This window comes from Amycolatopsis sp. GM8, assembly GCF_021653975.1.
In the GTDB taxonomy this organism is placed as follows: domain Bacteria; phylum Actinomycetota; class Actinomycetes; order Mycobacteriales; family Pseudonocardiaceae; genus Amycolatopsis_E.
The window spans coordinates 212,915-235,547 of the sequence record NZ_JAJKFK010000006.1 but is presented as its reverse complement, the minus strand read 5'-3'; the positions used below and the strand labels follow the sequence as shown (position 1 = coordinate 235,547).

At 70.9% G+C, this 22,633-nt stretch carries 20 protein-coding genes; 11 read left to right on the top strand and 9 right to left on the bottom strand.

Going from position 1 to position 22,633, the window contains the following annotated elements; genetic code table 11:
- Positions 1–138: 138 nt before the first annotated feature.
- The gene (locus tag LOZ83_RS27490) at positions 139–2,457 is read right to left on the bottom strand and encodes a hypothetical protein (RefSeq protein ID WP_236794592.1); all 2,319 of its coding nucleotides are present in this window, start codon (positions 2,455–2,457) and stop codon (positions 139–141) included.
- Between the two features lie 245 nt (positions 2,458–2,702).
- Between LOZ83_RS27490 and LOZ83_RS27485 the strand changes: the two genes are divergently transcribed.
- Positions 2,703–4,535 carry an amidase gene (locus LOZ83_RS27485; protein ID WP_236794591.1) on the top strand — a complete coding sequence of 611 codons (1,833 nt, stop codon included), beginning with the start codon at positions 2,703–2,705 and terminating at the stop codon, positions 4,533–4,535.
- Complete coding sequence (locus LOZ83_RS27480) at positions 4,532–4,717, top strand: hypothetical protein (RefSeq protein WP_236794590.1); 186 nt, start codon at positions 4,532–4,534, stop codon at positions 4,715–4,717. Before LOZ83_RS27485 ends, LOZ83_RS27480 begins: the two co-directional genes overlap by 4 nt.
- Here LOZ83_RS27480 and LOZ83_RS27475 read toward each other — a convergent pair whose 3' ends face one another.
- Both LOZ83_RS27475 and LOZ83_RS27470 read right to left on the bottom strand, forming a co-directional pair.
- Positions 4,718–5,224, bottom strand: coding sequence for a sigma factor-like helix-turn-helix DNA-binding protein (locus LOZ83_RS27475; RefSeq protein WP_236794840.1), 507 nt, complete (start codon positions 5,222–5,224; stop codon positions 4,718–4,720). It lies immediately after the preceding gene.
- Between the two features lie 2 nt (positions 5,225–5,226).
- Positions 5,227–6,003: a VOC family protein gene (locus tag LOZ83_RS27470; protein ID WP_236794589.1), complete on the bottom strand. Its 777-nt coding sequence runs from the start codon at positions 6,001–6,003 to the stop codon at positions 5,227–5,229.
- Between the two features lie 257 nt (positions 6,004–6,260).
- Between LOZ83_RS27470 and LOZ83_RS27465 the strand changes: the two genes are divergently transcribed.
- On the top strand, positions 6,261–6,893 hold the full coding sequence (locus LOZ83_RS27465; RefSeq protein WP_236794588.1) for a type IV toxin-antitoxin system AbiEi family antitoxin: 633 nt from the start codon (positions 6,261–6,263) through the stop codon (positions 6,891–6,893).
- A 119-nt stretch (positions 6,894–7,012) separates the two neighbouring features.
- Here LOZ83_RS27465 and hmgA read toward each other — a convergent pair whose 3' ends face one another.
- Positions 7,013–8,323 carry a homogentisate 1,2-dioxygenase gene (gene hmgA, locus LOZ83_RS27460; protein WP_236794587.1) on the bottom strand — a complete coding sequence of 437 codons (1,311 nt, stop codon included), beginning with the start codon at positions 8,321–8,323 and terminating at the stop codon, positions 7,013–7,015.
- A 64-nt stretch (positions 8,324–8,387) separates the two neighbouring features.
- Here hmgA and LOZ83_RS40550 point away from each other — a divergent pair, with 64 nt between their 5' ends.
- Positions 8,388–9,761 carry a carboxylesterase/lipase family protein gene (locus tag LOZ83_RS40550; RefSeq protein ID WP_236794586.1) on the top strand — a complete coding sequence of 458 codons (1,374 nt, stop codon included), beginning with the start codon at positions 8,388–8,390 and terminating at the stop codon, positions 9,759–9,761.
- Between the two features lie 25 nt (positions 9,762–9,786).
- Positions 9,787–10,872 carry a glycoside hydrolase family 3 N-terminal domain-containing protein gene (locus LOZ83_RS27450; protein WP_236794585.1) on the top strand — a complete coding sequence of 362 codons (1,086 nt, stop codon included), beginning with the start codon at positions 9,787–9,789 and terminating at the stop codon, positions 10,870–10,872.
- Positions 10,873–10,932: 60 nt separating this feature from the next.
- On the opposite strand, the gene LOZ83_RS27445 is transcribed toward LOZ83_RS27450, so the two are convergent.
- The gene (locus LOZ83_RS27445) at positions 10,933–11,841 is read right to left on the bottom strand and encodes a proteasome assembly chaperone family protein (RefSeq protein WP_236794584.1); all 909 of its coding nucleotides are present in this window, start codon (positions 11,839–11,841) and stop codon (positions 10,933–10,935) included.
- 244 nt (positions 11,842–12,085) lie between these two features.
- On the opposite strand from LOZ83_RS27445, the gene LOZ83_RS27440 reads away from it, so the two are divergent.
- From LOZ83_RS27440 to LOZ83_RS27430, 3 genes are read left to right on the top strand one after another with little or no spacing between them, the layout of a single operon-like run.
- A complete protein-coding gene (locus LOZ83_RS27440; protein WP_236794583.1) occupies positions 12,086–13,648 on the top strand; it encodes a prenyltransferase/squalene oxidase repeat-containing protein in 1,563 nt (520 codons plus the stop codon).
- Positions 13,648–14,865, top strand: coding sequence for a cytochrome P450 (locus LOZ83_RS27435; protein WP_236794582.1), 1,218 nt, complete (start codon positions 13,648–13,650; stop codon positions 14,863–14,865). The genes LOZ83_RS27440 and LOZ83_RS27435 overlap by 1 nt, the downstream gene beginning before the upstream one ends.
- Positions 14,865–15,770 carry a UbiA family prenyltransferase gene (locus LOZ83_RS27430; RefSeq protein ID WP_236794839.1) on the top strand — a complete coding sequence of 302 codons (906 nt, stop codon included), beginning with the start codon at positions 14,865–14,867 and terminating at the stop codon, positions 15,768–15,770. Before LOZ83_RS27435 ends, LOZ83_RS27430 begins: the two co-directional genes overlap by 1 nt.
- Here LOZ83_RS27430 and LOZ83_RS27425 read toward each other — a convergent pair.
- The 3 genes from LOZ83_RS27425 to LOZ83_RS27415 all read right to left on the bottom strand — a co-directional run bounded on the left by LOZ83_RS27425 (position 15,767) and on the right by LOZ83_RS27415 (position 18,212).
- Entirely contained in the window at positions 15,767–16,561 is a 795-nt protein-coding gene (locus LOZ83_RS27425; RefSeq protein WP_236794581.1) for an SAM-dependent methyltransferase, read from the bottom strand. The two genes, LOZ83_RS27430 and LOZ83_RS27425, sit on opposite strands and share 4 nt — an antisense overlap.
- A gap of 182 nt (positions 16,562–16,743) precedes the next feature.
- Positions 16,744–17,598 carry a homocysteine S-methyltransferase gene (mmuM, locus tag LOZ83_RS27420; protein WP_236794580.1) on the bottom strand — a complete coding sequence of 285 codons (855 nt, stop codon included), beginning with the start codon at positions 17,596–17,598 and terminating at the stop codon, positions 16,744–16,746.
- Positions 17,595–18,212 carry a TetR/AcrR family transcriptional regulator gene (locus tag LOZ83_RS27415; RefSeq protein WP_236794579.1) on the bottom strand — a complete coding sequence of 206 codons (618 nt, stop codon included), beginning with the start codon at positions 18,210–18,212 and terminating at the stop codon, positions 17,595–17,597. The genes mmuM and LOZ83_RS27415 overlap by 4 nt, the downstream gene beginning before the upstream one ends.
- Before the next feature lie 459 nt (positions 18,213–18,671).
- Between LOZ83_RS27415 and LOZ83_RS27410 the strand changes: the two genes are divergently transcribed.
- The 3 genes from LOZ83_RS27410 to LOZ83_RS27400 are packed head-to-tail and all read left to right on the top strand — an operon-like array spanning position 18,672 to position 21,169.
- Positions 18,672–19,766, top strand: a complete 1,095-nt coding sequence (locus LOZ83_RS27410; protein ID WP_236794578.1) for a DNA-binding transcriptional regulator — start codon at positions 18,672–18,674, stop codon at positions 19,764–19,766.
- A 19-nt stretch (positions 19,767–19,785) separates the two neighbouring features.
- Positions 19,786–20,439, top strand: a complete 654-nt coding sequence (locus tag LOZ83_RS27405; RefSeq protein ID WP_236794577.1) for a YdcF family protein — start codon at positions 19,786–19,788, stop codon at positions 20,437–20,439.
- A gap of 13 nt (positions 20,440–20,452) precedes the next feature.
- The gene (locus LOZ83_RS27400) at positions 20,453–21,169 is read left to right on the top strand and encodes a WbqC family protein (protein WP_308190315.1); all 717 of its coding nucleotides are present in this window, start codon (positions 20,453–20,455) and stop codon (positions 21,167–21,169) included.
- A 12-nt stretch (positions 21,170–21,181) separates the two neighbouring features.
- Here the strand turns inward: LOZ83_RS27400 and sthA are convergent, their stop codons facing one another.
- The gene (sthA, locus tag LOZ83_RS27395) at positions 21,182–22,594 is read right to left on the bottom strand and encodes a Si-specific NAD(P)(+) transhydrogenase (RefSeq protein WP_236794575.1); all 1,413 of its coding nucleotides are present in this window, start codon (positions 22,592–22,594) and stop codon (positions 21,182–21,184) included.
- Positions 22,595–22,633 lie beyond the last annotated feature (39 nt).

The window sequence follows — 22,633 nt, the reverse complement described above, 5'->3', positions numbered from 1 at the left end:
GCCCAGTTTGCGGCGACATTGGTGCCTATATGTAATCGAATTAGTCGATTCGGCGGATCCTGATCGGCCACGGGCCTCATGTACGCAGCGTATTGCGGGCCGGCCGGGAGCCCTCCCGGCCGGCCCGCACAACCGGCGCTAGGCCGCGGGTGCCTCGTCGTCGCGCACGGTGAGGTGGGCGAAGTTCTGGCCCACCACGGCGTTCACCGGGTCCACGGCGAACACTTTGTACACAGTGTCGGCCGCCGGCTCGGTGACCGCGTCGTCGACCACAGGGATCCGGACCTGCGCGCTCGTCCGCCCCGGCGGGATGACGACCTGTTGCGCGCCGTTCACGACCTGCGTGCCGGTCCCGGCCAGCGCCTGCACGTTCACGACCACCGGCTCCCGGCTGCGATCCGAAAGCCGCAGCGTCACCGTCGCGGTGCCGTCGTGTTCACCGGCCGCCGCGTCCGCGATGGACACCTGCGGCAGCCGGCTCGGCCCGCCCGCGCCCACCGCGAAGCTCTGGAACGCCAGGTCGGACAGGAAGACCCCGCCCGCCGGGCTCGCCGTGGACACCACGATCTTCCGGATGTCGTGCGTGTTCACCCGCTTCAGCTGCGAGAGCGGCCAGCGCACGGTCAGCAGCCAGGTCTTCGGCAGCAGCGCGGTCGCGGTGCCGGGCAGGGGATCCAGCGCGCCGCCGAGTTCCGACACCGCCACCGACTGGCTGCGGCCGAAGCCGTCCACCACGGTCAGCGTCAGGTCCGCCGAGGCACTCACGTCGTCGAGCGCGGCCCGGACGGTCAGCGCGTCGTAACCGGCCACATCGGACTGTCCTCTTGGGACATCGATGGTCATCGACCGCGGCGCGGTCCAGCTCAGGTGCAGCAACGGGGTGGCGGTCACGTTCGGCCCGTAGTTGGCCGCGGTGAACGACGGGAAGCGCGCGGTGGACGTGGACTGTGTGCACGAGGGCAGCCCGCTCTGCGGCGACCTTCCGGCCATGCTCGCGCAGTACTCGCCGAACGGCGTGTGCACGCCGGACGCCGGGCCCTGCAACGGCGCCACGTCCAAGCGCCGCGGGGACTGGCTCTCCTGCAGCACGGTGGCCGCGCCGACGGTCGCGGTGCCACCGCCGAACATCGGCGAGAACGCGGTCTCGTGCCCCATCACCAGCCGGAAGAAGCCCGCGATGTAGTCGACGCCGACCTGGTACTGGTCGGCCGCGGCCAGCCGGGTCGTGGTCGGTGAGGCGGTGCCGCACGTCGGGTCGCTCTGGTTCGACCAGTCGTCGTTCGCCGGGGCGACCGCGACACCCGGCGTCCACTCGGTGTTGAAGAAGTTGTGGTCCGCGCCCAGCACCATGACCGACGAGCGCATCACGCCGTCATCGGTGTCGGCGTAGCGCGAGTCGTCGTAGAAGTGCTGGCCCTGCTGGTTGGACACATCCCCGTCGCAGTACGGGAGAATCACGGCCATCGGCACGTCCGGCAGCGTCTCGCGGCCGAAGTCGATGGGCGCGAGCGGCAGCACCGCCCGGACGCCGTACGGATGCGGGCGCGCCGCGTTCAGCAGCGCGGCCTTCACCACCCCTTCGCCGCCGCGCGAGTGCCCCATCAGGCCGACGTCGCCGAGGTCGAGCTTGCCGCGCAACAGCTTGCTCATCCCGGGCGCGATCCCGAGGTTCGCCTTCGCCAGCAGGTCGAGATGGTCGAGCACGAGCTGGCCGCGCGCTGTCGTGCCCGCGTCGTCGCTGTACGGGTTGTCCTGCGCGTTGATGCCGTCGGCGCTGATCGACACGACGACGTAGCCGTGGCTCGCGAGCACCTGCGCGGACTGGTCGTAGCCGTGGAAGCTAGGGATCGGCTGGAAACCGGTGATACACGGCCAATGTGTGTTGTCGGTCGCCCTCGTCTCGGGGTTCCAGCACGCGGAATGCCTGCCGTGCAAGAAAAGCACCACCGGGCGCGGCCCGGGCGCGGACGGCACCCAGACGGCGGCACGCTCCTCCGCGACCCGGCCGCCGAGACCGGGCAGGGTGACCGCGCTGTCGCCGAAGTCGTAGTCCGCGCGGCTCACCGGGAACCGGCCCGGTGCGGACGGGTCGGCCGGCACCGGGGTGCCCGGCCGCGGCTTCCCGCCGCCGCGCGACGTCGTGGCCGGCTGCGTGCCCGGCACTTCGCCGTTCCACGCGACCTGCACCGATGCCGGGTCGGCCGCGGCGGGATCGGTCGTGACGACCGTCAGCGCGCGCCCGTCCGGCGACTCCTGGGCGAACCCGGCCGAGACGCCGTCGATCGCCAGTTCCGGCAGCGCGTCCCGCGTCTCGAGCGGCGCCGCGAGGTTCAGCGTGACCCGGTACCCGCCCGCGACGGGCGTGACCGACCACGGCTCGGCCGCCCGCGCGGGCTGCACGACGGCGAGCCCCAGCAGTGCCGAAAGCAGCACTCCGGGCAGCACTAATCGACGCATCAGCACTCCTGTCCGAAACAACGGGGGAACGGGAGAAATGGTTGCCGGGAAACAATGGCGATCTTCATCATCCGACCGCCACCCTACGCCGGATCCTTGCAGCAAAACAAGATTCGGCCGAACGGCGTAACGATCATGACCGATCCGGAAATCTGATCGTAAGCGGGAGAAACGTGGCCGTAATGAATTCCGCTTAGCGTTCGGCCTGTTTTTCCCCGCGTCCCGGAGTGAAATGAGGCGTTCTGGTGGAATCCGCGAGACTGACCCGGCGGGCCGTGCTCGGCACGGCCGTGGCCGGCACCGCACTGACCCTGGCCCCCGGTGGCACGGCCGCCGCCGACCCGTCGTTCCTGCCCGCCCCCGGCCAGATCCCGCACCGGCCCCGGCTGGTCGACTACGAGATCACCGAGCTGGCCGCGATGCTGCGCACCGGCCGGACCTCGAGTGTCGAGCTCACCCGCGCCTACCTGGACCGCATCGCGCGGCTCAACGGCCCGTTCGAGGTCTACGGCGACAACGGCGGGTACAACGCGTTCGTGCGGATCGACGCCGCCGGCGCGCTGGCCGCCGCACGGGCGGCCGACCAGCAGCTGAACGCCTACCGCCGCCACGGCGACGCGATCTCGCCGCTGTGCGGGATTCCCATGGGCATCAAGGATTCCGTCGGGATCAAGGGACTCGCGGCGCAGGATGGCAGCCCCGCGTTCGCGGGCAACCTCGCGCTCCAGGACGCCACCGCGGTCGGCCGGCTGCGTGCCGCCGGGGTCGTCCTGCTGGGCAGCACGATCTGCTCGGCGTTCTCGGGTTCGATCACCGGCACGTTCGCCGGGAATGCCTGGAACCCCGATTACGTGCCCGGCGGCTCCAGCCAGGGCTCGGGAGTCGCACCCGTGGCCCGGCTCGCCGCGGCGTGCATCGGCGAGGAGACCGGCGGGAGCATCATCTGCCCGTCGGCGGCCAACGGCGCGAGCGGCATCAAGCCTTCCCTCGGCACGGTGTCGATCGCCGGGCTGATGCCGCTCTCCCCCGGCTACGACGTGCTCGGCCCGATCTCCCGGTCGGCGCGCGACTCGGCGCTGATCCTGAGCACGATCCTCGGCCCGGACGGGGTCAACGACCCGCAGACGCTGTCCGCGCCGAACCCGTTCCCGGCGCTCCCGCTCGTCCCGCGAACGAGCCGGAAACCCTTGCAGGGCTTGACGATCGGCATCCCGCAGACGGACTGGATGAACGTCGGCGGCAGCATCAAGACAGGCGTCGCGCCGCAGTCGGTCTACGGCGCCGGGCACCGGCAGGTGTTCGACCGGCTGGTGTCCCAGCTGACCGGTCTCGGCGCGAAGGTGATCCAGTTCCCCGGCCTCGACATGACCGACCCGGCACAGAATCCGTACTACTCCTCGGCCGATGTACTGGCCACAGTGGACGGTTCACCGGTGTCCCCGTCGGCGGCGGTGGTCAACGCGAACCGGTACGAGGTCCGGTACGTCGACGCGATCGCGGACTTCTGCGCGAGCGGCATCCCGTCGGCGGACGCGATCGCCACGCTCACGAACCAGTACGGCCGGCGCGCGCCCGGCGAGACCACGGCGAGCTTCGCCGCCGCGAACCGGTTCAACGGCGGGATCCCGGCATCCGTGCGATACGAGGGCGAGCAGCGGCGCCGGAAGCTGATCGCCAACTACACCAAGGCATTGCGGGACTCGGGTGTGGACTTCATGCTCGTGTTCACCCTCGGCGACGTGATCGGCAAGCGCAGTGGCGGCACCGGGTTCCCGGTGTTCCGCGCCTACTACCAGGTGCCGAACGCGCTGGGCTGGCCGATGGTCAGCTTCCCGGCGGGCTCCGCGGGAGGGCTGCCGGTGTCGGCGCAGTTCTGGGGCCCGCGGTTCTCCGAGCCGGAGATCGTCCAGGCCATGATCGACTACCAGGCCCGCTACCCCGAGTACCACACGGCGGCCCCGGCCGACCCCGCGTTCCCGGCGACCCCGAAGCTCGCGCCGCGCGCGGTCCCGGACGAGGGCCCGTCGAACGACCCGGTGCTCGGTGAGCAGGCGGTCCGGGAGGCGCTGGGCCGATGAGCGGAGTCCAAGAACCTGCCCGGTTCCTCACCGTCGCCTTCGGCACGCCCGCCGACATCGGGTTCCTCCCGCAGAATCCCACGGGTGCGGAGGGTGAACTGCTCACCGTCGGCTGGCACGCCAAGCTCGGCACCTCGTTCCTGCCCTACGACCCGGCGGACGAAGAGATCGGCAAGCCGTGATCACAGCATCGCGCGCAGCTTGCTCAGCGCGCGGTGCTGCGCCACCCGCACCTGCCCGAGACTGAGCCCGAGCACCGACGCGGTCTCGTCGGCCGACAGCCCGGTGGCCACGCGCAGCAGCACGATGTCCCGGTCCAGCGGGGGCAGCGTCGGCAGCAGCCCGGTGAGATCGGACCCGGTCGCCGGCAGCCCGCTCGGTGCGAGCTCCTCGACCGTCCGGGTCAGGACGTCGTACAGCAGCCGCAGGAACGGGCCGCCGTGATAGCCGGGCACGGCCGCGAGCACCGCGCGCCCGGCGTCCGCGGCGACCTCGTCGGCCTCCCGGTACGAGGTGCCGCGCCGCCCCAGCCGCGCCCGGCAGTACCGGACGAGCAGCGGCGCGATCTCCGCCAGCAGCCTGGCGACGAGCTCGGGGTCGCCGGTGGCGGCGTCACGCGCGATCCGGTCCAGCCGGGACTCGGCCTGCGGCGCCGCCGCCACCGCGTCACCCCTCGACTCATCACTCACGGTCAAGGGGCGGCCGTCGGGTTCAGCCTGATCACCCCGAACGACGCACCGGCCGGGTCGCCCAGCACGGCGAACCGGCCCACCTCCATGTCCGCCGGCTCCATCATCACCCGGCCACCGAGCCGCGACGTGGCCGCGGCGGTGGCATCGGCGTCGGAGACCGCGAAGTACGGGAGCCAGAACGGCGGCATGTCGGCCGGGAACTGGTCGCCCATCGGGAACATGCCGGCCACGCCCGCCTCGCCGATCTGCCAGATCGTGTACTCGGTGTCGCCCATCGGCTGCCGGCTGGCGTCCCACCCGAAAACCGCGTGGTAGAAGCTCGCCGCCGCGTCCGGATGCCGGGTGACCAGCTCGTTCCAGTCCAGCGAGCCGGGCTCGTCGACCAGCGCGGCACCGATGAACGGACCGGCCTGCCACACGCCGAACGCGGCGCCGCCCGGGTCGGCGTACATCGCCGTCCGGCCCGTGCCGGGAACCTCCATGGGCTCCATCAGCACCTGTCCCCCGGCGGCGGTGACCGCCTTCGTGGTCACGTCGGCGTCGGTGACCGACACGTAGTTGTTCCAGGCCGGCGGCATGCCGGGCCGCGGCAGCGGCGCGATGCCCGCCACCGCCTTGCCCCGCAGCTGGGCCATCCGGTACCCGCCGTACTGCTCGCCCTGGTCGATCACCTCCCAGCCGAACAGCTCCGCGTAGAACCGCGACGCCCCCTCGACGTCGGATGTGGCCAGGTCGACCCAGCACGGGGTGCCGGGCTCGTACGCCGTCTTCTCCACCTCAGAAACACCCTCTTCCGCTTCCAGGCACACCCTCCCCGTCGAGAATCGCGTTTCGGGCCCGCTCCCGGTTAGGGCCTAAAGGCCCCTATCCCGATCCGCAGGCGGACCCGGCCCGTGCCGCCCGATCGCTCCACTGTGGACTTGGTGGGTGGCGAAAACCGTGCTGTGACAGCGGGAAGTGACGGCAAGTTCGTCCATCCGATGACTTGTCAGCGTCGCCGGCCCGTCCGTAACCTCAACCGAGGGTGATGGACATGGCACGAGAAGTGATGGTTGACCTGCTGCCCGCCCTCCTGCGCCGGGCGGTCCGGGTAGTGCCCGCACAGGAGGACGACGACGGCGCACCGGTGCACGCGGGGCTGGCCCGCCTGGTCGCAGGCGGCGTGCTGCACCGGCTGACGCCCGGCTACTACGCGCTCGTGGCCAGCGACAAGATCGGCCAGGGCTGGCAGCCGGACCTCGAAGCGGCGGCGTGGGGCATCGCCGCCGCGGACGACGGGCCGCGCTCGGTCGCGCTGATGGGCCTGTCGGCGGCGCAGGCGCACGGCGCCTTCGAGGACTCGCCGGGCGTCGGGGTCGTCGCCACCACCCGCAACCGCCCGTCGCTGCGGCTGGTCGACCGCCCGGCCACGGTGTCGTTCGTCCGCCGGGACGCGCGCCGGCTGAAGATCGAGCGGTACACCTGCTCGCTCGGCGCCGGCTGGGTGACCACGATCGAGCAGACCCTGCTGGACCTGGCGGCGTACCCCCAGCTCGGTGGCCGCCCCGACCTCGCCGACGAGGGCATCACCGCGCTGATCGACAAGGCCGACCCGCACATCCTGTACAGCCTGGCCAGCGCCCAGCGCCGGCTCGGTGCCCTGGACCGCATCCTGCTGCAGATCTGACGCCGTGTTGGCCCGCCACGTCGCTGAGTTGGCCCGCTGCGCGCAACCCGGCGACGGGAGCGGCAAACTCACCGACGCCGCGAGCAAACACGCCGACGTGAGGGGCAAACACGCCGGGGCTAGCCGGTGAAGGTGCGGCGGAGGCCGCGCCATACGTCGTCGTAGTGGGGCTGCGCGGCCGAACGCGCGGCTTCCGTGGTGACCAGGGGCCAGCGGGTCTCGAACATGAAGGCCAGCGTGTCCTCGATCTTCTGCGGCGCCAGCTCCTGCGCGCTGGCCTTCTCGAACGTCTCGGCGTCCGGGCCGTGCGCGGACCACATGTTGTGCAGGCTCGCCCCGCCCGGCACGAAGCCCTCCGCCTTCGCGTCGTAGACACCCTTGACCAGGCCCATGAACTCGCTCATCACGTTGCGGTGGTACCAGGGCGGCCGGAAGGTGTCCTCGCCGACCAGCCAGCGCGGCGCGAAGATCACGAAGTCGGCGTTCGCCTGGCCCGGGGTGTCCGTCGGCGAGGTCAGCACAGTGTAGATCGACGGGTCCGGGTGGTCGAAGCTGACCGTGCCCATGACGTTGAACCGCGCGGTGTCGTACTTGTACGCGGCGTGATTTCCGTGCCACGCCACGACATCCAGCGGCGAGTGATCGTAGTCCGCGGCCCACAAGCGGCCACCGAACTTCTGCACGACCTGCACCGGCTCCTCGCGGTCCTCGAACGCGGCAACCGGGTACAGGAAGTCACGCGCGTTGGCGAGCCCGTTCGCCCCGATCGGCCCCAGCTCCGGCAGGGTGAACGCCTGGCCGTAGTTCTCGCAGACGTACCCGCGGGCCTGCTCGTCCAGCAGCGCGACGCGGAACCGCACGCCGCGGCCGATCACCGCGACCTCACCCGGGTCCACGCGCAGCCTGCCATACTCGGTGGCCAGCAGCAGCCCGCCCAGCTGCGGGACGAGCAGCAGCTCGCCGTCGGCGTCGGCGAAGTAGCGGTCTTCCATCGACTTCGTGGCGAGGTACCAGTGGACGGCGATCCCGGTGCGCTGCAGGACGTTTCCGTTGGCGCCCACCGTGTACAGGCCGTCGACGAAATCGGTCGGCGACTCCGGCAGCGGCGGCGCGTTCCAGCGCAGCCGGTTCGGGTCCGCCACCCCGTCCTCGATCGGCGCGCTGCGCAGCAGCCCGCCGTGGTACGGCCGGAACGGCGGGTGCGCGGCCGACGGGCGGATCCGGTACACCCAGCTGCGGCGGTTGTGCGCGCGAGGTTCGGTGAACGCGGTCGCGCTGTGCTGCTCGGCGTACAGGCCGAGCGGCGCGCGCTGCGGCGAGTTGCGCCCGGCGGGCAGGGCGCCCGGCACGGCCTCGCTGTGATGTTCGTTGCCGAAGCCCGACGAATACTCGAGTTTCGTCCCCGCCGGGGTCTCGATCGTGCCGGTCATCGCCCCTCCTCGTCTCGGTCCAGCGTGCCAGCCCGGTCAACCCGGGGCGATCTAGAGTGTTGACGTGGTGAGGATCAGCAGTGGTGAGCTCCGCGGACTGACCATGCCGTCCGGGCTGACCGTGTTCCGCGGCGTCCCCTACGCCCGCGCCGGCCGGTTCGCGCCGCCGGAGCCCGCCGAGCCGTGGGCCGGGGTGCGCGACGCGACCGAGCACGGCGAGATGAGCCCGCAGCCGCCGGCCCGCGTCGGTGCGGTGATGGGCCTGCCCCGCGTGGAGCGCCAGGGTGAGGACTGCCTGAACCTGACGATCGTCACCCCCGGCGCGGACGATGGGAAGCGGCCGGTGCTGGTATGGCTGCCCGGCGGCTCGTACGTCACCGGCGCCGGTTCGCTCGACATCTACGACGGGCAGCGGCTCGCGGCCGAGGGTGACGTCGTGGTCGTCGGGGTGAACTACCGGCTCGGCGCGCTGGGCTACCTCACGCTCGACGGCGTTTCTCCCGGCAACCTGGGGCTGCTCGACCAGATCGCCGCGCTGCGCTGGGTGCGGGACAACATCGCCGCGTTCGGCGGAGATCCGGACCAGGTCACGGTGTTCGGGCAGTCCGCGGGCGCGCATTCGATCGCCTGCCTGATGGCCGCGCCCGCCGCGGACGGGCTGTTCCGCCGGGCGATCCTGCAGAGCACGCCGATGGCGATGAAGATCGCGAAACCGGCCCGCGCGGCCCGCGTCGCCCGGCTGTTCACCGCCGCCCTCGGCACCGACCCGCGTACCGCGAGCATCGCGGAAATCCTTGCCGCGCAAGAGAAAACACTCGTGCGTGCGGCCGGGCCCGGCGGGCTGTACTCGGTGCCGCCCTTCTGTCCCGTCGCGGAAACCGATCCACTGCCCACGGTCGCGGGCTGGCTGCCCACCGCCGTGCGCCGGGCCCGCGAGGTCGACGTCATCGTCGGCACCGCCAAGGAGGAGATGAACACATTCCTCAACGGCAAGCCCGGAATCGCCCAGCTCGAAGCGATTCCCTTCGGCCGCGCCGGGATGACCGCGACGAAGACCGCTATCACCCGCTGGATGTTCGACTCGCCGTCGCGGCGGTTCGCGGACGCGCTCGCCGCCGCGGGCGGCCGGGTGTTCACCTACCGGTTCGACTGGGCGGCGCCCGCGTCGGGCTTCGGCGCGTGCCACTGCATCGAGCTGCCGTTCCTGCTGGGCGACCGGGATTCCTGGATGTCCGCGCCCATGCTGGGTGGCGCCGATTGGGACGAAATGTCGGAACTGGGCCGGAAAATCCGTGGTGCGTGGGTGTCGTTCGCCAAGACCGGCGCTCCTTCCCTTGGCTGGCAACGACATTCGCCCCGCGCTTCGTTCGGTCGCACCTGGGCGGGCAGTGGTCCGGACCGCGGGGCTCGCGCCGGTCACACCGCCGGTGTAAGGTGACGGCCGCCGATCTTCGGGGGGTGCCATGCGAATTCCTGGCCGTTCGCTGCAGCTCATGCTGGCCATCGCGCTGGGCGGGGTGTTCGCACTGAGCGGAACGTCGCACGCGCAAGGACTTTCGCCGCGCCAGGAGGCCGGTCAGCGCGTCATCTACTCGTACCCGGGGCTCACGCCGCCGCAGAGCCTGCTCGACCGCATCCGCGCCGGCGAGGCCGCCGGCGTGATCTTCTTCGGGGAGAACATCTCCGGCACCGCCCAGATCTCCGCCGTGATCCGGCAACTCGACGACGCGAACGCGCAGAGCCCGGTCAAGGCGCCGCTGCTGCTGATGACCGACCAGGAAGGCGGCCAGGTGCGGCGGCTGCCCGGCGAGCCCACGCTGTCGGAGAAGCAGGTCGGGCAGGCGGCCGATCCGGTCGCGGCCGCGACCCAGGCCGGTACGGGCGCGGGGCAGAACCTCGCCGGTGTCGGGATGAACGTCAACCTCGCGCCGGTGCTGGACGTGTACCGCGCCGACGGTGATTTCCTGGACCACTTCGGCCGCTCGTACAGCAAGGACCCGGCGGTGGCCGCGCGGCTGGGCCAGGCGTTCATCGGCGCGCAGCAGCGGACCGGGGTGGCGGCGACGGCCAAGCACTTCCCCGGCCTCGGCTCGGCGACCCGGGACCAGAACACCGATGCCGCCCCGGTGACCCTCGACGTGCCGCTGCCGACGCTGCGGGATGTCGACGAAGCGCCTTACCCGGCGGCGTTTTCCGCCGGGGTCAAGCTCGTGATGGTGTCGTGGGCGACGTACCCGGCGCTCGACGCGAGCCACCCGGCGGGCTTGTCGGGCCCGGTCGTGCGGCAGGAACTGCGGCAGCGGCTGGGTTTCGCGGGCGTGACGATCACCGACGCGCTGGAAGCCGGTGCGCTGCAGGGCACGACGGGGCAGCGCGCGGTGTCGGCCGCCGCGGCCGGTATGGACCTCATCCTGTGCTCGGCGCGCGACGCCACCCAGGGCGACGCGGCGTCCGACGCTCTCGTCAGCGCGGTCCAGTCCGGCCAGCTGGACCAGGCCGACTTCACCGCGTCGGTCAACCGGGTCACCACCCTGCGCACGGGCCTCTGACCGCGAGTCCGACACCCGAGACGCCGAGTCCGACGTCGGAGACGCCGAGTCCGACGCTCGCTACTCGCCACGCTCCTGTTGCTCGGCGAGGAAACGCTCGAACTCGGCGCCCAGCTCCTCGGCCGTCGGCATCTGCGTGACCTCCTCGGCGAGCAGGTTCTTCTTGTCCATGGCGTCGACGAACGCGTCGTACTGCCGTTCCAGCGCCTCCACCACCTCGGCGACCTCGCTCGACTCCGCCACCTGGCGCGCGATCTCGGCGTCGGTGCGGCGCGCCGACTCGACCAGCGCCTCGTCCGGGATGGACAGGCCGGTCATCCGCGAAATCGAGCCCAGCAGGGTCAGGCCCGCGGCGGGATAGCGTGACTGCGCGAGGTAATGCGGCACGTGCGCGGCGAACCCGCCCGCGTCGTGGCCGGACTCACCGAGCCGCAGCTCCACCAGCGAGGCCGCGCTGCCCGGCACCTGCAGCCGGTTGAACACCGCCTGGTAGTCGCCGATCAGTTCCGCGCGGGTCGCGTGCGCCGTGACGCCCAGCGGCCGGGTGTGCGGGGCGCCCATCGGGATCCCGTGGAAGTGCACCACCATCCGCAGCTGCCACCGTTCCACGAGGCTCCGCACCGCGGACGCGTAGCGCTCCCACTCGTGATCCGGCTCGGGACCGGTGAGCAGCAGGAACGGCGTGCCCGCCTCGTCGTGGAACAGGCGCAGCGACAACTCTGGAGCGTCGTAGGTCTCCCAGTGGTCCGAGGCGAACGTCATCATCGGGCGGCGGGCCCGGTAGTCGACCAGGCGGTCCACGTCGAACCGGCCGACGACGGTGTGTTCCAGGCGGGTTTCGAGGTGCTCGGTGACGGACTTGCCCGCCATGCCGGCATCCACGAACCCGTCGAGCTGATGCAGCAGCACCGCGCCGGTGAGTTCGGGAAGCTCGGAGTCCACCTCGTAGAGCTCCTCCGGATCGAACACCTTAGCCTCCTGCGTGCCGTGAAACTGTCCTTCTTGAGGATGAACGTACTGGGGCGCCGGATTCATCCCGCGACGGCCGGCGGCCAGGCAACCCCCCGACGGAACCAAATCGCTGGGCCGGTAGGACGAAACCCCGCCTTATTGGCAGCTTGTGGTGATACTTTGGGTATCTCCCTGTCACAGCAGCCGCAAGTCCGCGGCGGGGTTCGTCACATGTTCGCCGCCGCGATTCCGGGGGACTCAGATGAATTTGGCGGATCAGGCTCAGCAACTCCTCGCCGAAATGACGGCGGACTCCTTCGGGGATTTCTCCCCCTCACTCTACGAAACGGCCAGGGTGGCCGCGCTGGCACCCCGGCTGGCCGGCCACGAAGGGAGAATTCGCTTCCTCCTTCGCGCACAGGAACCAGCCGGAAACTGGGGCGGGCCGGGCGAATACGCCCTGCTGCCGACGTTGTCGGCGGTCGACGCGCTGTTCGCCGAGCTGGCCAGGGCGGCGGATCCCCAAGTGGGACAAGCGGTCCACCGCGGACTGCACGCGTTGTCCCGGATGCTGGAACCGGAGATCTCGCTGCCGGACACGGTGGCCATCGAGATCCTGGTTCCCTGGCTGGTGGCCGAGCTCAACACCAAACTCGCCGCACTCGAGACGAAACCGTTGCCAGGATTGGGTTTCTGGCGTTACGGGCGACGGCTATCCTGTCCCTCCGGCACGTATCCGGAAATCCTGATACAGCTTCGGGAAGCGGTCGAGCACGGTGCCGCACTGCCCGAAAAGCTCTGGCACTCCTTGGAAATGCTCGGCCCGGTGGCACAGGGCGCGCCGTTCGTGCGGGCCGGGCGGTACGGTGTCGGCTGCTCCCCCGCCGCGACCGCCGCCTGGTTCGGAACCGAAGCGGCACAAGGAAATCCGCATCCCGGCGTACGGTACCTGGAACACCTGCAGGCACGCCACGGCGGCCCGGTGCCGGTCGCCGCGCCGCTCGATGTGTTCGAGCGCGCGTGGGTGCTGACCACGTTCACCGACATCGGCCTGCCCGTCACCGTCCCGCCGGAGCTCGTCGAGGGACTGCGCGCGGCGTTCACCGAGTCCGGCGTGGCCGGTGGCGCGGGCCTTCCGCCCGACGCCGACGACACCTCGACGGCCCTGCACGCGCTGGCGAACCTCGGCGCGGCCTACCCGCTGGACTCCCTCTGGGAGTACCAGGTGGACGAGCACTTCGCCACCTTCCCAGACGAGCGCACCCCGTCGGTGACGACGAACGCCCATGTCCTGCAAGCGCTCGCGGCAGACCCGGGCGGGGGCCGCCGCGTCGCCGACACGATGGTCGGCCTCACGGAATGGCTGTGCGGCAGGCAGCACGAGGACGGCAGCTGGACCGACAAGTGGCATGCGTCGCCGTACTACGCGACCGAGACTTGCGTCGTGGCGCTCGCGAGCTACGGCGAAAGCACGGCTGCGGCACGGAAAGCCGTGCGGTGGGTGCTCGACACCCAGCACGCCAACGGTTCCTGGGGATTCTGGGACGGCACCAGTGAGGAGACCGCGTACGCCGTGCAGATCCTGTTGCGCGCCAAGGCGGTCCGGCCGGATCCGGCGATCGAGCAGGCGGCCGCGCGCGGCTGCTCCTACCTGCTCGATTCCGGGGACAACCCGTCACCACCGCTCTGGCACGACAAGGATCTGTACACCCCGGGTCGCATCATCCGGGCCGAGACCATCGCGGCCCTGCACGTGGCCGGCACGCATCCGCGAGTGGCGGCCCGCCTCGCGCGGCAGGACGAGCGCACCGAACGGACGGCCTGATGAACCGCACGGAATTCGAACTCGCCTTCCGCACGCTGCCTTTCCTCGACGCGCACGCCGATCTGCCGAACGGGGTGCTGCCCATCCGGCCCGGCCGCCTGATGGTGTGGGAACCCCAGGCGCTGGACGAAATCTTCCGGGCAGACCGGGGACTGCGCCATCCCGGCAGCCGGTCGCTCGGCCCGCTGCTCGGGCCGAAGTCCCTGCTGTGGGCCGACGGCGAACGGCATGCCGCGTACCGGCGGGTGCTCGGCACCCCGCTGCGCGGCCGCAACCTCGCGCGCTACCACGGGATGATCACCGAGGTCGTCGACGACGCGGTCGGGAAACTGGTGCCCGGCAAGACTTTCGCGCTCGCGGACTGGACCCGCCAGGTCGCGCTCGACATCGTCGCGCGGATCATCGTCGGCAGCGCCGACCGCACGGTGCTGGCCGCGTTCACCCGCTGGATAGACCGCGCGCTCGGCTCGCGCCGCCGCACGCTCGCCTACCGAGTCCTGCGCGGCAGCCTGCCCGAGTCCGGGGAAGATCTGGACCGCGCGCTGGTCAGGCTCGCGAAGTCCACTTCGGACCCGCACAGCCTGGTCGCGCTCATGCTCGCCCCGGACAATCCGATCGGCCGGATCGACGACGGCGAACTGCGCGACCAGATCGTGTCACTGCTGTTCGCCGGGCACGAGACCACGGCCTCGGCGACCGCGTGGACCCTGTTCCAGCTCACCGAAAACCCGCGGCTGCGCGAGGGCGTACTGTCCGAACTGGACACTGCCGGGAACGCGAGCGATCCGGCCGAGGTTCCGTTGCTGCAGGCCGTGATCCAGGAGGTGCTGCGGCTCTCGCCGCCGGTCGAGGTCGCCGGGAACCGCATGCTGACCGAGGAGACCGAGCTGCTCGGGCACCGCTGCCCGGCCGGCACGGTGGTGACCCCGGCGATCTACCTCGCGCACCACCGCTCGGACGTTTTCCCGCAGCCACGGCGGTTCGACCCGCACAGGTTCCTCGGCCGCAAGGGAACCCCGGCCGGCTACCTTCCCTTCGGCGGCGGCACCCGGTTCTGCCTGGGCAGCCAGCTCGGGCAGCTGGAGATCCGGATGATCACGGCCGCCGTGCTGCGGCGGCGCACGCTGCGCTGTGTCAACCCGCGCGCCGGGAAACCGGCGTTGCGGGGGCACGCGATGGCACCGTCGAACCGGCTGCGGATGCGGGTGGTCGCGTGATGCTGGAGAAGGCGACCCGCGGCCTGTGGCAGGACCTCGTTTTCGTGCACCGCCTGCAGTTCCCGTTGCCGATCAGCTACCTCGGCTACGCGCTGATGGGCGCGTGCTTCGCGGTTTCCGCGCCCGGTCAGCTGCTCTCCTGGCCGGTACTCACCGTGGCCGTGGCGAATGTGCTGCTGATCGTGGGACCGCTCGCGTTCAATGTCGCCGTCGATGTGGAATTGGACAGCGGGCATCGCGAGAAAGGGTATCTCGCGGTCGCCACGAGACATTTCGGCGGAAACGGCCTCCTGATTCTTTCGGCCGCGGAAACGGCGGCGGGAGTGGTTCTCACCGGCGCGGTCTCGGTGCTGCTCGGCAGGCCGCAACTCGCCGCCGCCGCGCTCGGCACCGTGCTCGCGCACGTGCTGTACAACGTCGAGCCGTTCCACCTGAAGCGCCGTGGCCTGGCCGGGGCGATCGTGTTCGGGTTCGGCGCGACGACCGGCCCCGCCCTGGTCACCTACCTCGCGGTCGCCGCGGGCGTGCCCGCGCCGGTCTGGCTCGTGTTCGCCGGGCTGGGCGTCATGGCGGGCGGCCGCACCGCCTGGTGGTCGCTACCCGACCGCGCGGCCGACCTGGCCGCGAACCAGGACACCCCGGCGGCTCGCTACGGGCTGCGGGGCACGTCGGCGCGGGCCTGCCTGCTGATGGGCGCCGGCCTGCTCCTGCTGGCGTGGGGACTGTCGTGGCTGTTCGGGCCGGTGTGGTGCGTCGCCGGGATCGCCGCGTACGCCGTCTTCCTCGCGGACGTGCTGAAGACGGGCCGACATCCGGCGAGCGCGAAGCGCATGCTGCGCCGCGCGATGCCGGTCATCGCGCTCGGTGACCTCTTCCTCGCCGTGATTCCGCTGGTGGCGGGCTAGCGCTTGCGGCCGAGGCCGGCGAAGACCTCGGCGAGATGCGGGTTGCGGTCGATGTGCTCGGAGTCGGGCCGCCACATCGGCACCGGCACCAGGCCGGGCTCGACCATCTCGAGACCGGTGAAGAACCGTTCCTGCTGCTCGCGCGACCGCAGCGTCACCGCCGGTGGCATGCCGAACATCCGGCTGAAGATGTTCAGCCCCTGTTCCAGGTCCTCGTTCTGGCTGAAGTGCGAGATACCGATGTAGCTACCGGAAGTCAGGCCCGCCACGTAGTCGGCGACGAGCCGCACGGGCCGCGCGCTGTCGGGCAGGTGCAGCAGAGTCTCGATCATCAGCACCGCGACCGGCTGGTCGAGGTCGAGCAACCGCTGGGTCTCGGGCGCGCCGAGCACGTCCGCCGGGTGCCGGATGTCGGCCCGCAGGTATTCGGCGTTCGGGTTGTCCGCGAGCAGCCGCGCGCCCTCCTCGGCGAGGCTGGCGTCGATGTCGACGTAGACGACCTTCGCGTCGGGGTTGGCCGCCTGGGCGATCTCGTGCACCTGGCCGTCGGCGGGGACGCCGGATCCGAGATCGAGGAACTGGGTCATGCCCTGGCTGGTCAGGTACCGGACCATCCGGGCGAGCAGCTGCCGCTGGGCGCGGACGAGGAACGGCAGGTGCGGGGCACAGGTGAGGATGTGTTCACCGACCTCACGGTCCACGGACGTGTGGTGGCTGCCGTCGAGCCAGCAGTCCCGGATGCGGGCAATCGTGCCCGGATCGTCGGCGCCTTCGACAGACGGGGTCTTCATAGGCGATGCCACTTCCGGTACGCCTCCTCGAGGTACCTCTCCACCGATGGTGGCTGATCTTCAGTCACCGAGGTGAGCGATTCTACTGCGATCAGCCGCGGCATGGCGCGTTCAGTACCGCAGAGTTCACCAACCGACCGAACGAGGGAGGTATCTTTCGAACTACCGATATCTACTGACGGTCAGTGACCAGGGGTTTCACTCACGTGAGTGGTCGCGAGGACACGGATCGCATCCGGCGAGACGCGGCAGCAGCCGCCGGCAAGATCAGCTCCGGCCACCCGTTCGGGCGCGTAAGTAGCCCGTCCGGCCCACCGGCGGGTCGCCGCGTCCCACTCTTCGCCACTGTTCGGATACGCGATGACGGGCTTGCCGCTGACCTCCCGCGCGAGCGGGATCGCCCGCGCGGCGTCGTCCGGATCACAGCAGTTGACGCCGACCGCGATGACGTCGTCCCGGCCGGCGGCGACGGCGAACGCCTCTTCGAGCGGCTGGGCGGCGCGGGTCCGGTCGCCGGAGATCGTGAAGGACAGCCAGGAGGGCACCCCGAGCCCCTCGACCGCGGCGAGCATCGCGACCGCCTCGTCGACATCCGGCACCGTCTCGAGCGCGAACACGTCCGGCCCCGCTTCGGCGAGCACCTCCGCGCGCGGCCGGTGGAACGCGGTCAGCTCGGCGACGCTCAGCCCGTACCGGCCGCGGTACTCGGAGCCGTCCGCGAGCGTGGCGCCGTACGGGCCGATCGACGCGGCCACCCACCGCGCCCCGCCGGCGGCTGCTTTCCTTGCCAGCTCGACACTTCTGCGCAACAGCACGCTCGTCTGCCGGCCGTCGAACCCGCGCGCGGCGAACCCCGCGAAGCTCGCCTGGTAGCTCGCCGTGGTCGCGACCTGGGCGCCCGCCCGGAAGAACGCCTCGTGCGCGGCGACGATCGCGAGTGGATCGTCGGCGAGCAGCCGTGCCGACCACAGCGCGTCGGACAGGTCGTGGCCGCGGGCTTCCAGCTCCGTGGCCAGCCCGCCGTCCAGCACGATCATCTACGGCCTTCGCGCAACAGCGTCAGTTCGCGGAACCAGAGATCGGCGAGGATGTCCAGCATCTGCTGGCGGTCGTGCTCGACACCGCGCACGATCCAGTGGTAGCACAAGCGCTCGAGCTGCAACACCAGCAGCGAGGCCCGGGTCAGCCCGACCTGATCGTCGGCGCCGGGCCAGCCCGCGAGCCGGACCGCGTCGACGATCCACCGGTAGTGCCGGGCCGCGACGGACGGGTCCGCGGCCATGGCGTGGTTGACCGCCTCGACCTCGACCCGGTGCCGCGACCAGAACCCGAGCACGTGCTCGTCGAGCCAGACGCGCACGATTTCCCGGTTCAGCTCAGGGAATTCCGCGACCCGGTGGTACATCGCGGCCCCCGCCGGGAGCGTCCGCTCGAACAGGCAGGCCGCGATGTCGGCCTTGTCCCGGAAGTGCGCGTAGAACGTCGCGCGGCTGCCGTTGGCGGCCACGACGATGTCCGCGACCGTCGCCGCGTGATAGCCGAGCCGCTCGAAAACCGTGCCCGCGCAAAGGAGATAGCGCTCGTGCGCCTCGCGCCACTGCTGCTCGCGGAAGGCGTTGCGCGCCGGGGCCGCCGTCGTTCCGGACCTCACCCATCCCATGGTAATGCCGGAGAAACCCCACCGCCGCACGGAAACCGAAACCCGCCGGAACCCGATGCCCCGGGAGGCGCACCGCCGGTGGCGACAGGTGCGCCGACAGTCCTAAAGCGACACTCCGCGAGTGTCGGACTCACTGTCGCGAACGCAGAACTCGCCGTCCTGAAGGTCGGACTCGGCGTCTCGGGCGTCGGACTCGCGGGCGTGGTGCGGGGACCGCCCCTGCGCGGGCCCCGCACCGCCGCGCCGGCCACCGCGCCACCGTGCCCACCCGCGGTGGCCGGCCGGACGGCGGGTGGAACGGCACCCGGCGCCGGGTATCGGCCCGGGACAAGGAGACATCCCGGCGACGAGTGCCTTCCTCTAGGCTGAACGATGGAATTACGCGCGGAAACGAACTGCTGTTGCACTTGTGGTGTACTTGCCACACCCCGCGCCGGTTAACCTCATCGAGTGGCTCCCGGAGACCCTGGTCAGGTAGCCGCGACCGCGCACCACTGGAGTGGGCGCGAGGCGCGGCTGCTGAGGCACGCGATGCGGCTGTCGGTCCGGGCGTTCGCCTCGTACCTCGGCGTCGCGGCCAGGACGGTGGCGAAATGGGAGTCCGGCGGGGCGGGCACCGTGCCGCGCCCCGACACCCAGGCGATCCTCGACACCGCGCTCGCCCGCGCCGAACCCGAGGCGCGGCGCCGGTTCGACGTGCTGGTCCTGCGACCGGACGAAGGTGCCCTGCTGGTGGCGCAGGTGGCCGGCTACGACTACGAGGCCTGGGCCGACGACCTCGACCGCACGATGGCCTGCGTCGGCCGCCAGGAGTTCCCGCTCGCCCGCACGCTACTGGACCGCTGGCTGCGCCGTTTCCACCCCAACAGCAACGACACCCGCGGTATGCACCTCTACGGCCGCTCGCTGCGCCTGCTCGGCGAAGTGTTGCAGGACCAGGGAGTCATCACCGGCCCGGCCTCGGCCGAGCACACCTACCGCAAGGCGCTGCGGGTGTTCACCGAACTCGGCACACCGCGCCGGATCGCGCAGATCGAACTGAAGCTCGTCGTGCTCGAGGAGATGTCGGGCCGGCTGGAAATCGCGGCCCGCCACTACGAATCGCTCACCGCGGACGAGCGCCTGTCCGAGCACGACCGCACCCGCGCCCGGCTGTGGATCGGGACGGCGCTGAGCAAGCGCGGCCTCAACGAGTCCGCGACCCGGCACATCGTGCCCGCGATCCACGATTTCGAAACGCTGGAAGAGCCCGAGGACTGGTCGGTCGCGCACCAGAAGCTGGCGCTCGCGCACCGCGGGGCGGGCGATCTCGGCGCGGCCGGGCAGGCGATGGAAGTCGCGCTGACGCACCGGGTCAACGACACTCCCCTGCAGAAGGTGCGCCTGGACACCGCGCACGCGCACATTCTTTTGTCGGACCGGGCGACCGCGGGTAACGGGCTCACCATTCTCGACCGCTGCGCCCGCATTTCCACCAGATTCGGGCTGTTGCACCAGTTGCAGAGTATCGACGGAATTCGCCGTGCTTTCGAGCGCCAGGCGTGAGGATCGGGTCCCGGCTCGAATGCGGAAAGAACTGATCGACCGTACCTGGGCCGACGCCGAGATCATCTGGTGTTATCACCGGCTGAACCACACGCCGCGGAAATGCGGTGCCGCGATCGTGCTCGGCTGCCATGACCTGAGTGTGGCCGCGCACGCGGCGAAACTGTTCCACCGTGGACTTTTTCCGGTGATGGTATTCAGCGGGGCGAACAGCAGGGAGACCTTCGACACGTTCCCGCGCGGCGAGGGCGTGCACTACCGCGAGCGCGCGCTGGAACTCGGGGTGCCGGAGGACGCGATCCTCGTCGAGCCGCAGGCGACGAACACCGGCGAGAACATCACACTTTCGCGTGAAGTCCTGAGTATGGCAGGGGTTTCGGCGGAGTCGATCATGCTCGTGTCGATGCCGTACATGGAGCGCCGCGCCTACGCGACGACCCGCAAGGTGTGGCCGGAGGTCGAGCCGGTGTGCGCGTCCGTGCCGCTGTCGCTCACCCAGTACACGCAGGACAGGGACCACGGCACGGAGCTGATCGACATGATGATCGGTGATCTGCAACGGATCATCGAGTATCCCGGTCAGGGCTTCGCCATTTCCCAGCAGGTCCCGCCGTCGGTGCTGGCCGCCTATCAGCGACTGGTGGCCGCCGGATTCTCGAGCCGGATGCTGTGATCGAATACCGCCCGTGGCCGTCACCGACCCGAGATCCTGCGCAGTCCATCAACCGAATTTCTTTCCCCGCCTGTCGACAATCGCGAAGATATTTCAGGCCGACGTGTGGGTCGTGCTGGACGACGTCCAGTTCAACGCGCGCGACTATCAGCATCGTGCCCGGCTGGCCCCGCCCGGCGACCCGGTCGTGCAACGCTGGCTGACCATTCCGGTCCACCGCCCGCGCGGGCGCGACAGCCGGATCAGCGAGCTGCTGCTCGCCGATCCCGAGCTGAGCCGGCGCCGCGTCGGCCAGCTCGTGCACCAGTACTACCGCCGGGCGCCGCACTGGGCGCGCACCCGCGACGCCCTCGACGAGGTGCTCGCCGCGCTGGAGCTGAACGACCGGGTCGCCGACGTCGCCGAGGTGTCGGCGCGCGCGCTGCTGGCGCAGCTGGGCTGGCGCGGCGAGGTCGTGCGCAGCAGCGCCCTGCGGGTGAGCGACGACCGCTCGGCCCGGCTCGCGGACCTGACCAGCGCGGTCGGCGCCGACACCTATCTGTGCGGCCGCGGCGGCGCCCGTTACCTCGAGGAAAGCCCTTTCACCGCACGGGGTCTGACCGTCCGGTACCCGCCGCCGCCCGAACTCGCCGGCAAGGACGGCATGCGCACGCTCAGCGCGCTGTGGGGCTTCGCCGTGCTCGGCCCGGACGCCGTCCGCGCCGAGATCAGCGCGGCCGTGCCGGTCTGACCGGCCACGGCCTCAGGTCGCGAACCGGTCCAGCGCGCGGATCTTGTTCGTCGCGTCCAGCGCGGCGACCTTGTACGCCTCGGACAGCGTCGGGTAGTTGAACACCGCGTCCACGAGGTAGTCGACCGTGCCGCCGCAGCCCATCACGGCCTGTCCGATGTGGACCAGATCGGTCGCGCCGGTGCCGAACACGTGCACGCCCAGCAGCGTCCGGTTCGTGGTGGAGACCAGCAGTTTCAGCATCCCGTACGAATCGCCGGCGATCTGCCCGCGCGCCAGCTCCCGGTAGCGCGCGGTACCGACCTCGTACGGCACGGCCGAGGCCGTCAGCTCCGCCTCGGTCGCGCCGACGTAGGAGATCTCCGGGATCGTGTAGATGCCGATGGGCTGCAGCGAGCCGAGCTCGTTCGCCGGCTCGCCGAACGCGTGGTACGCGGCGAGCCGGCCCTGGTCCATCGACGTCGCGGCGAGCGCCGGGAAGCCGATGACGTCGCCCACCGCGTAGATGTGCTCGACCGGCGTCCGGTAGTGCTCGTCCACCTTGAGCCGCCCGCGGTGGTCGGCCTCGAGCCCGGCGGCGGCCAGGTCCAGCTCCTCGGTCATGCCCTGCCGGCCCGCCGAGTACATCACCGCGTCGGCCGGGATGCGCTTGCCGCTCACCAGCGTGGTCACCGTCGCGTGGTCGTTCACCTCGACGTTCGCGACCTTCTCCCCGAACCGGAACGTGACGGCGAGATCGCGCAGGTGGAACTTGAGCGACTCGACGATCTCCGGGTCGCAGAAGTCGAGCATCCGCTCGCGCTGCTCGACGACCGTGACCCGGCTGCCGAGCGCGGCGAACATCGAGGCGTACTCGATGCCGATCACCCCGGCGCCCACCACGACGAGCGTGGACGGGATCTCCTGCAGCTGCAGGATCTCGTCGGAGTCGAGCACCCGCGCCGCGTCGAAGTCGACCTCGCTGGGCCGCGCCGGGCTGGTGCCGGTGGCGATGACGACCTTGTCACCGGTGATCGTGTGCCGGTCGCCGCGGTGGCTGCCCTCGACCGCGATGGTGTGCGCGTCGAGGAACCGGCCGGTGCCGGTGAGCAGCTCGACGTGGTTGCGCAGCAGCTGGGCGCGCACGACCTGGATCTCGCGGCCGACCACGTGCTGGGTGCGCGAGAGCAAGTCCGCGATCGTGATGTCCTGCTTCACCTGGTAGCTGGCGCCGTAGAGCTCACGCTGGCTCATGCCGGTCAGGTACAGCACCGCTTCGCGCAGTGTCTTGGACGGGATGGTCCCGGTGTTGACGCAGACGCCGCCGACCATGTCGTGCCGGTCGACCACGGCCACGTGCTTGCCCAGCTTCGCGGCGGCGATGGCCGCCTTCTGTCCCCCAGGGCCCGACCCGATGACGATCAAGTCGTAGTCGTATTCGGTCACGCGCCCAGCCTGGCCATCCGAGGGTGACCGCGCAAGCCT

Excerpts from the sequence above, each read along its gene's own strand:
- LOZ83_RS27480 (WP_236794590.1), top strand. The coding sequence starts at position 4,532 with ATGAGCGGAGTCCAAGAACCTGCCCGGTTCCTCACCGTCGCCTTCGGC.
- LOZ83_RS27435 (WP_236794582.1), top strand. The coding sequence starts at position 13,648 with ATGAACCGCACGGAATTCGAACTCGCCTTCCGCACGCTGCCTTTCCTC.
- LOZ83_RS27405 (WP_236794577.1), top strand. The coding sequence starts at position 19,786 with ATGCGGAAAGAACTGATCGACCGTACCTGGGCCGACGCCGAGATCATC.
- LOZ83_RS27450 (WP_236794585.1), top strand. The coding sequence starts at position 9,787 with ATGCGAATTCCTGGCCGTTCGCTGCAGCTCATGCTGGCCATCGCGCTG.
- mmuM (WP_236794580.1), bottom strand. The coding sequence starts at position 17,598 with ATGATCGTGCTGGACGGCGGGCTGGCCACGGAGCTGGAAGCCCGCGGC.
- hmgA (WP_236794587.1), bottom strand. The coding sequence starts at position 8,323 with ATGACCGGCACGATCGAGACCCCGGCGGGGACGAAACTCGAGTATTCG.
- LOZ83_RS27490 (WP_236794592.1), bottom strand. The coding sequence starts at position 2,457 with ATGCGTCGATTAGTGCTGCCCGGAGTGCTGCTTTCGGCACTGCTGGGG.
- LOZ83_RS27425 (WP_236794581.1), bottom strand. The coding sequence starts at position 16,561 with ATGAAGACCCCGTCTGTCGAAGGCGCCGACGATCCGGGCACGATTGCC.
- LOZ83_RS27440 (WP_236794583.1), top strand. The coding sequence starts at position 12,086 with ATGAATTTGGCGGATCAGGCTCAGCAACTCCTCGCCGAAATGACGGCG.
- LOZ83_RS27430 (WP_236794839.1), top strand. The coding sequence starts at position 14,865 with ATGCTGGAGAAGGCGACCCGCGGCCTGTGGCAGGACCTCGTTTTCGTG.
- LOZ83_RS27465 (WP_236794588.1), top strand. The coding sequence starts at position 6,261 with ATGGCACGAGAAGTGATGGTTGACCTGCTGCCCGCCCTCCTGCGCCGG.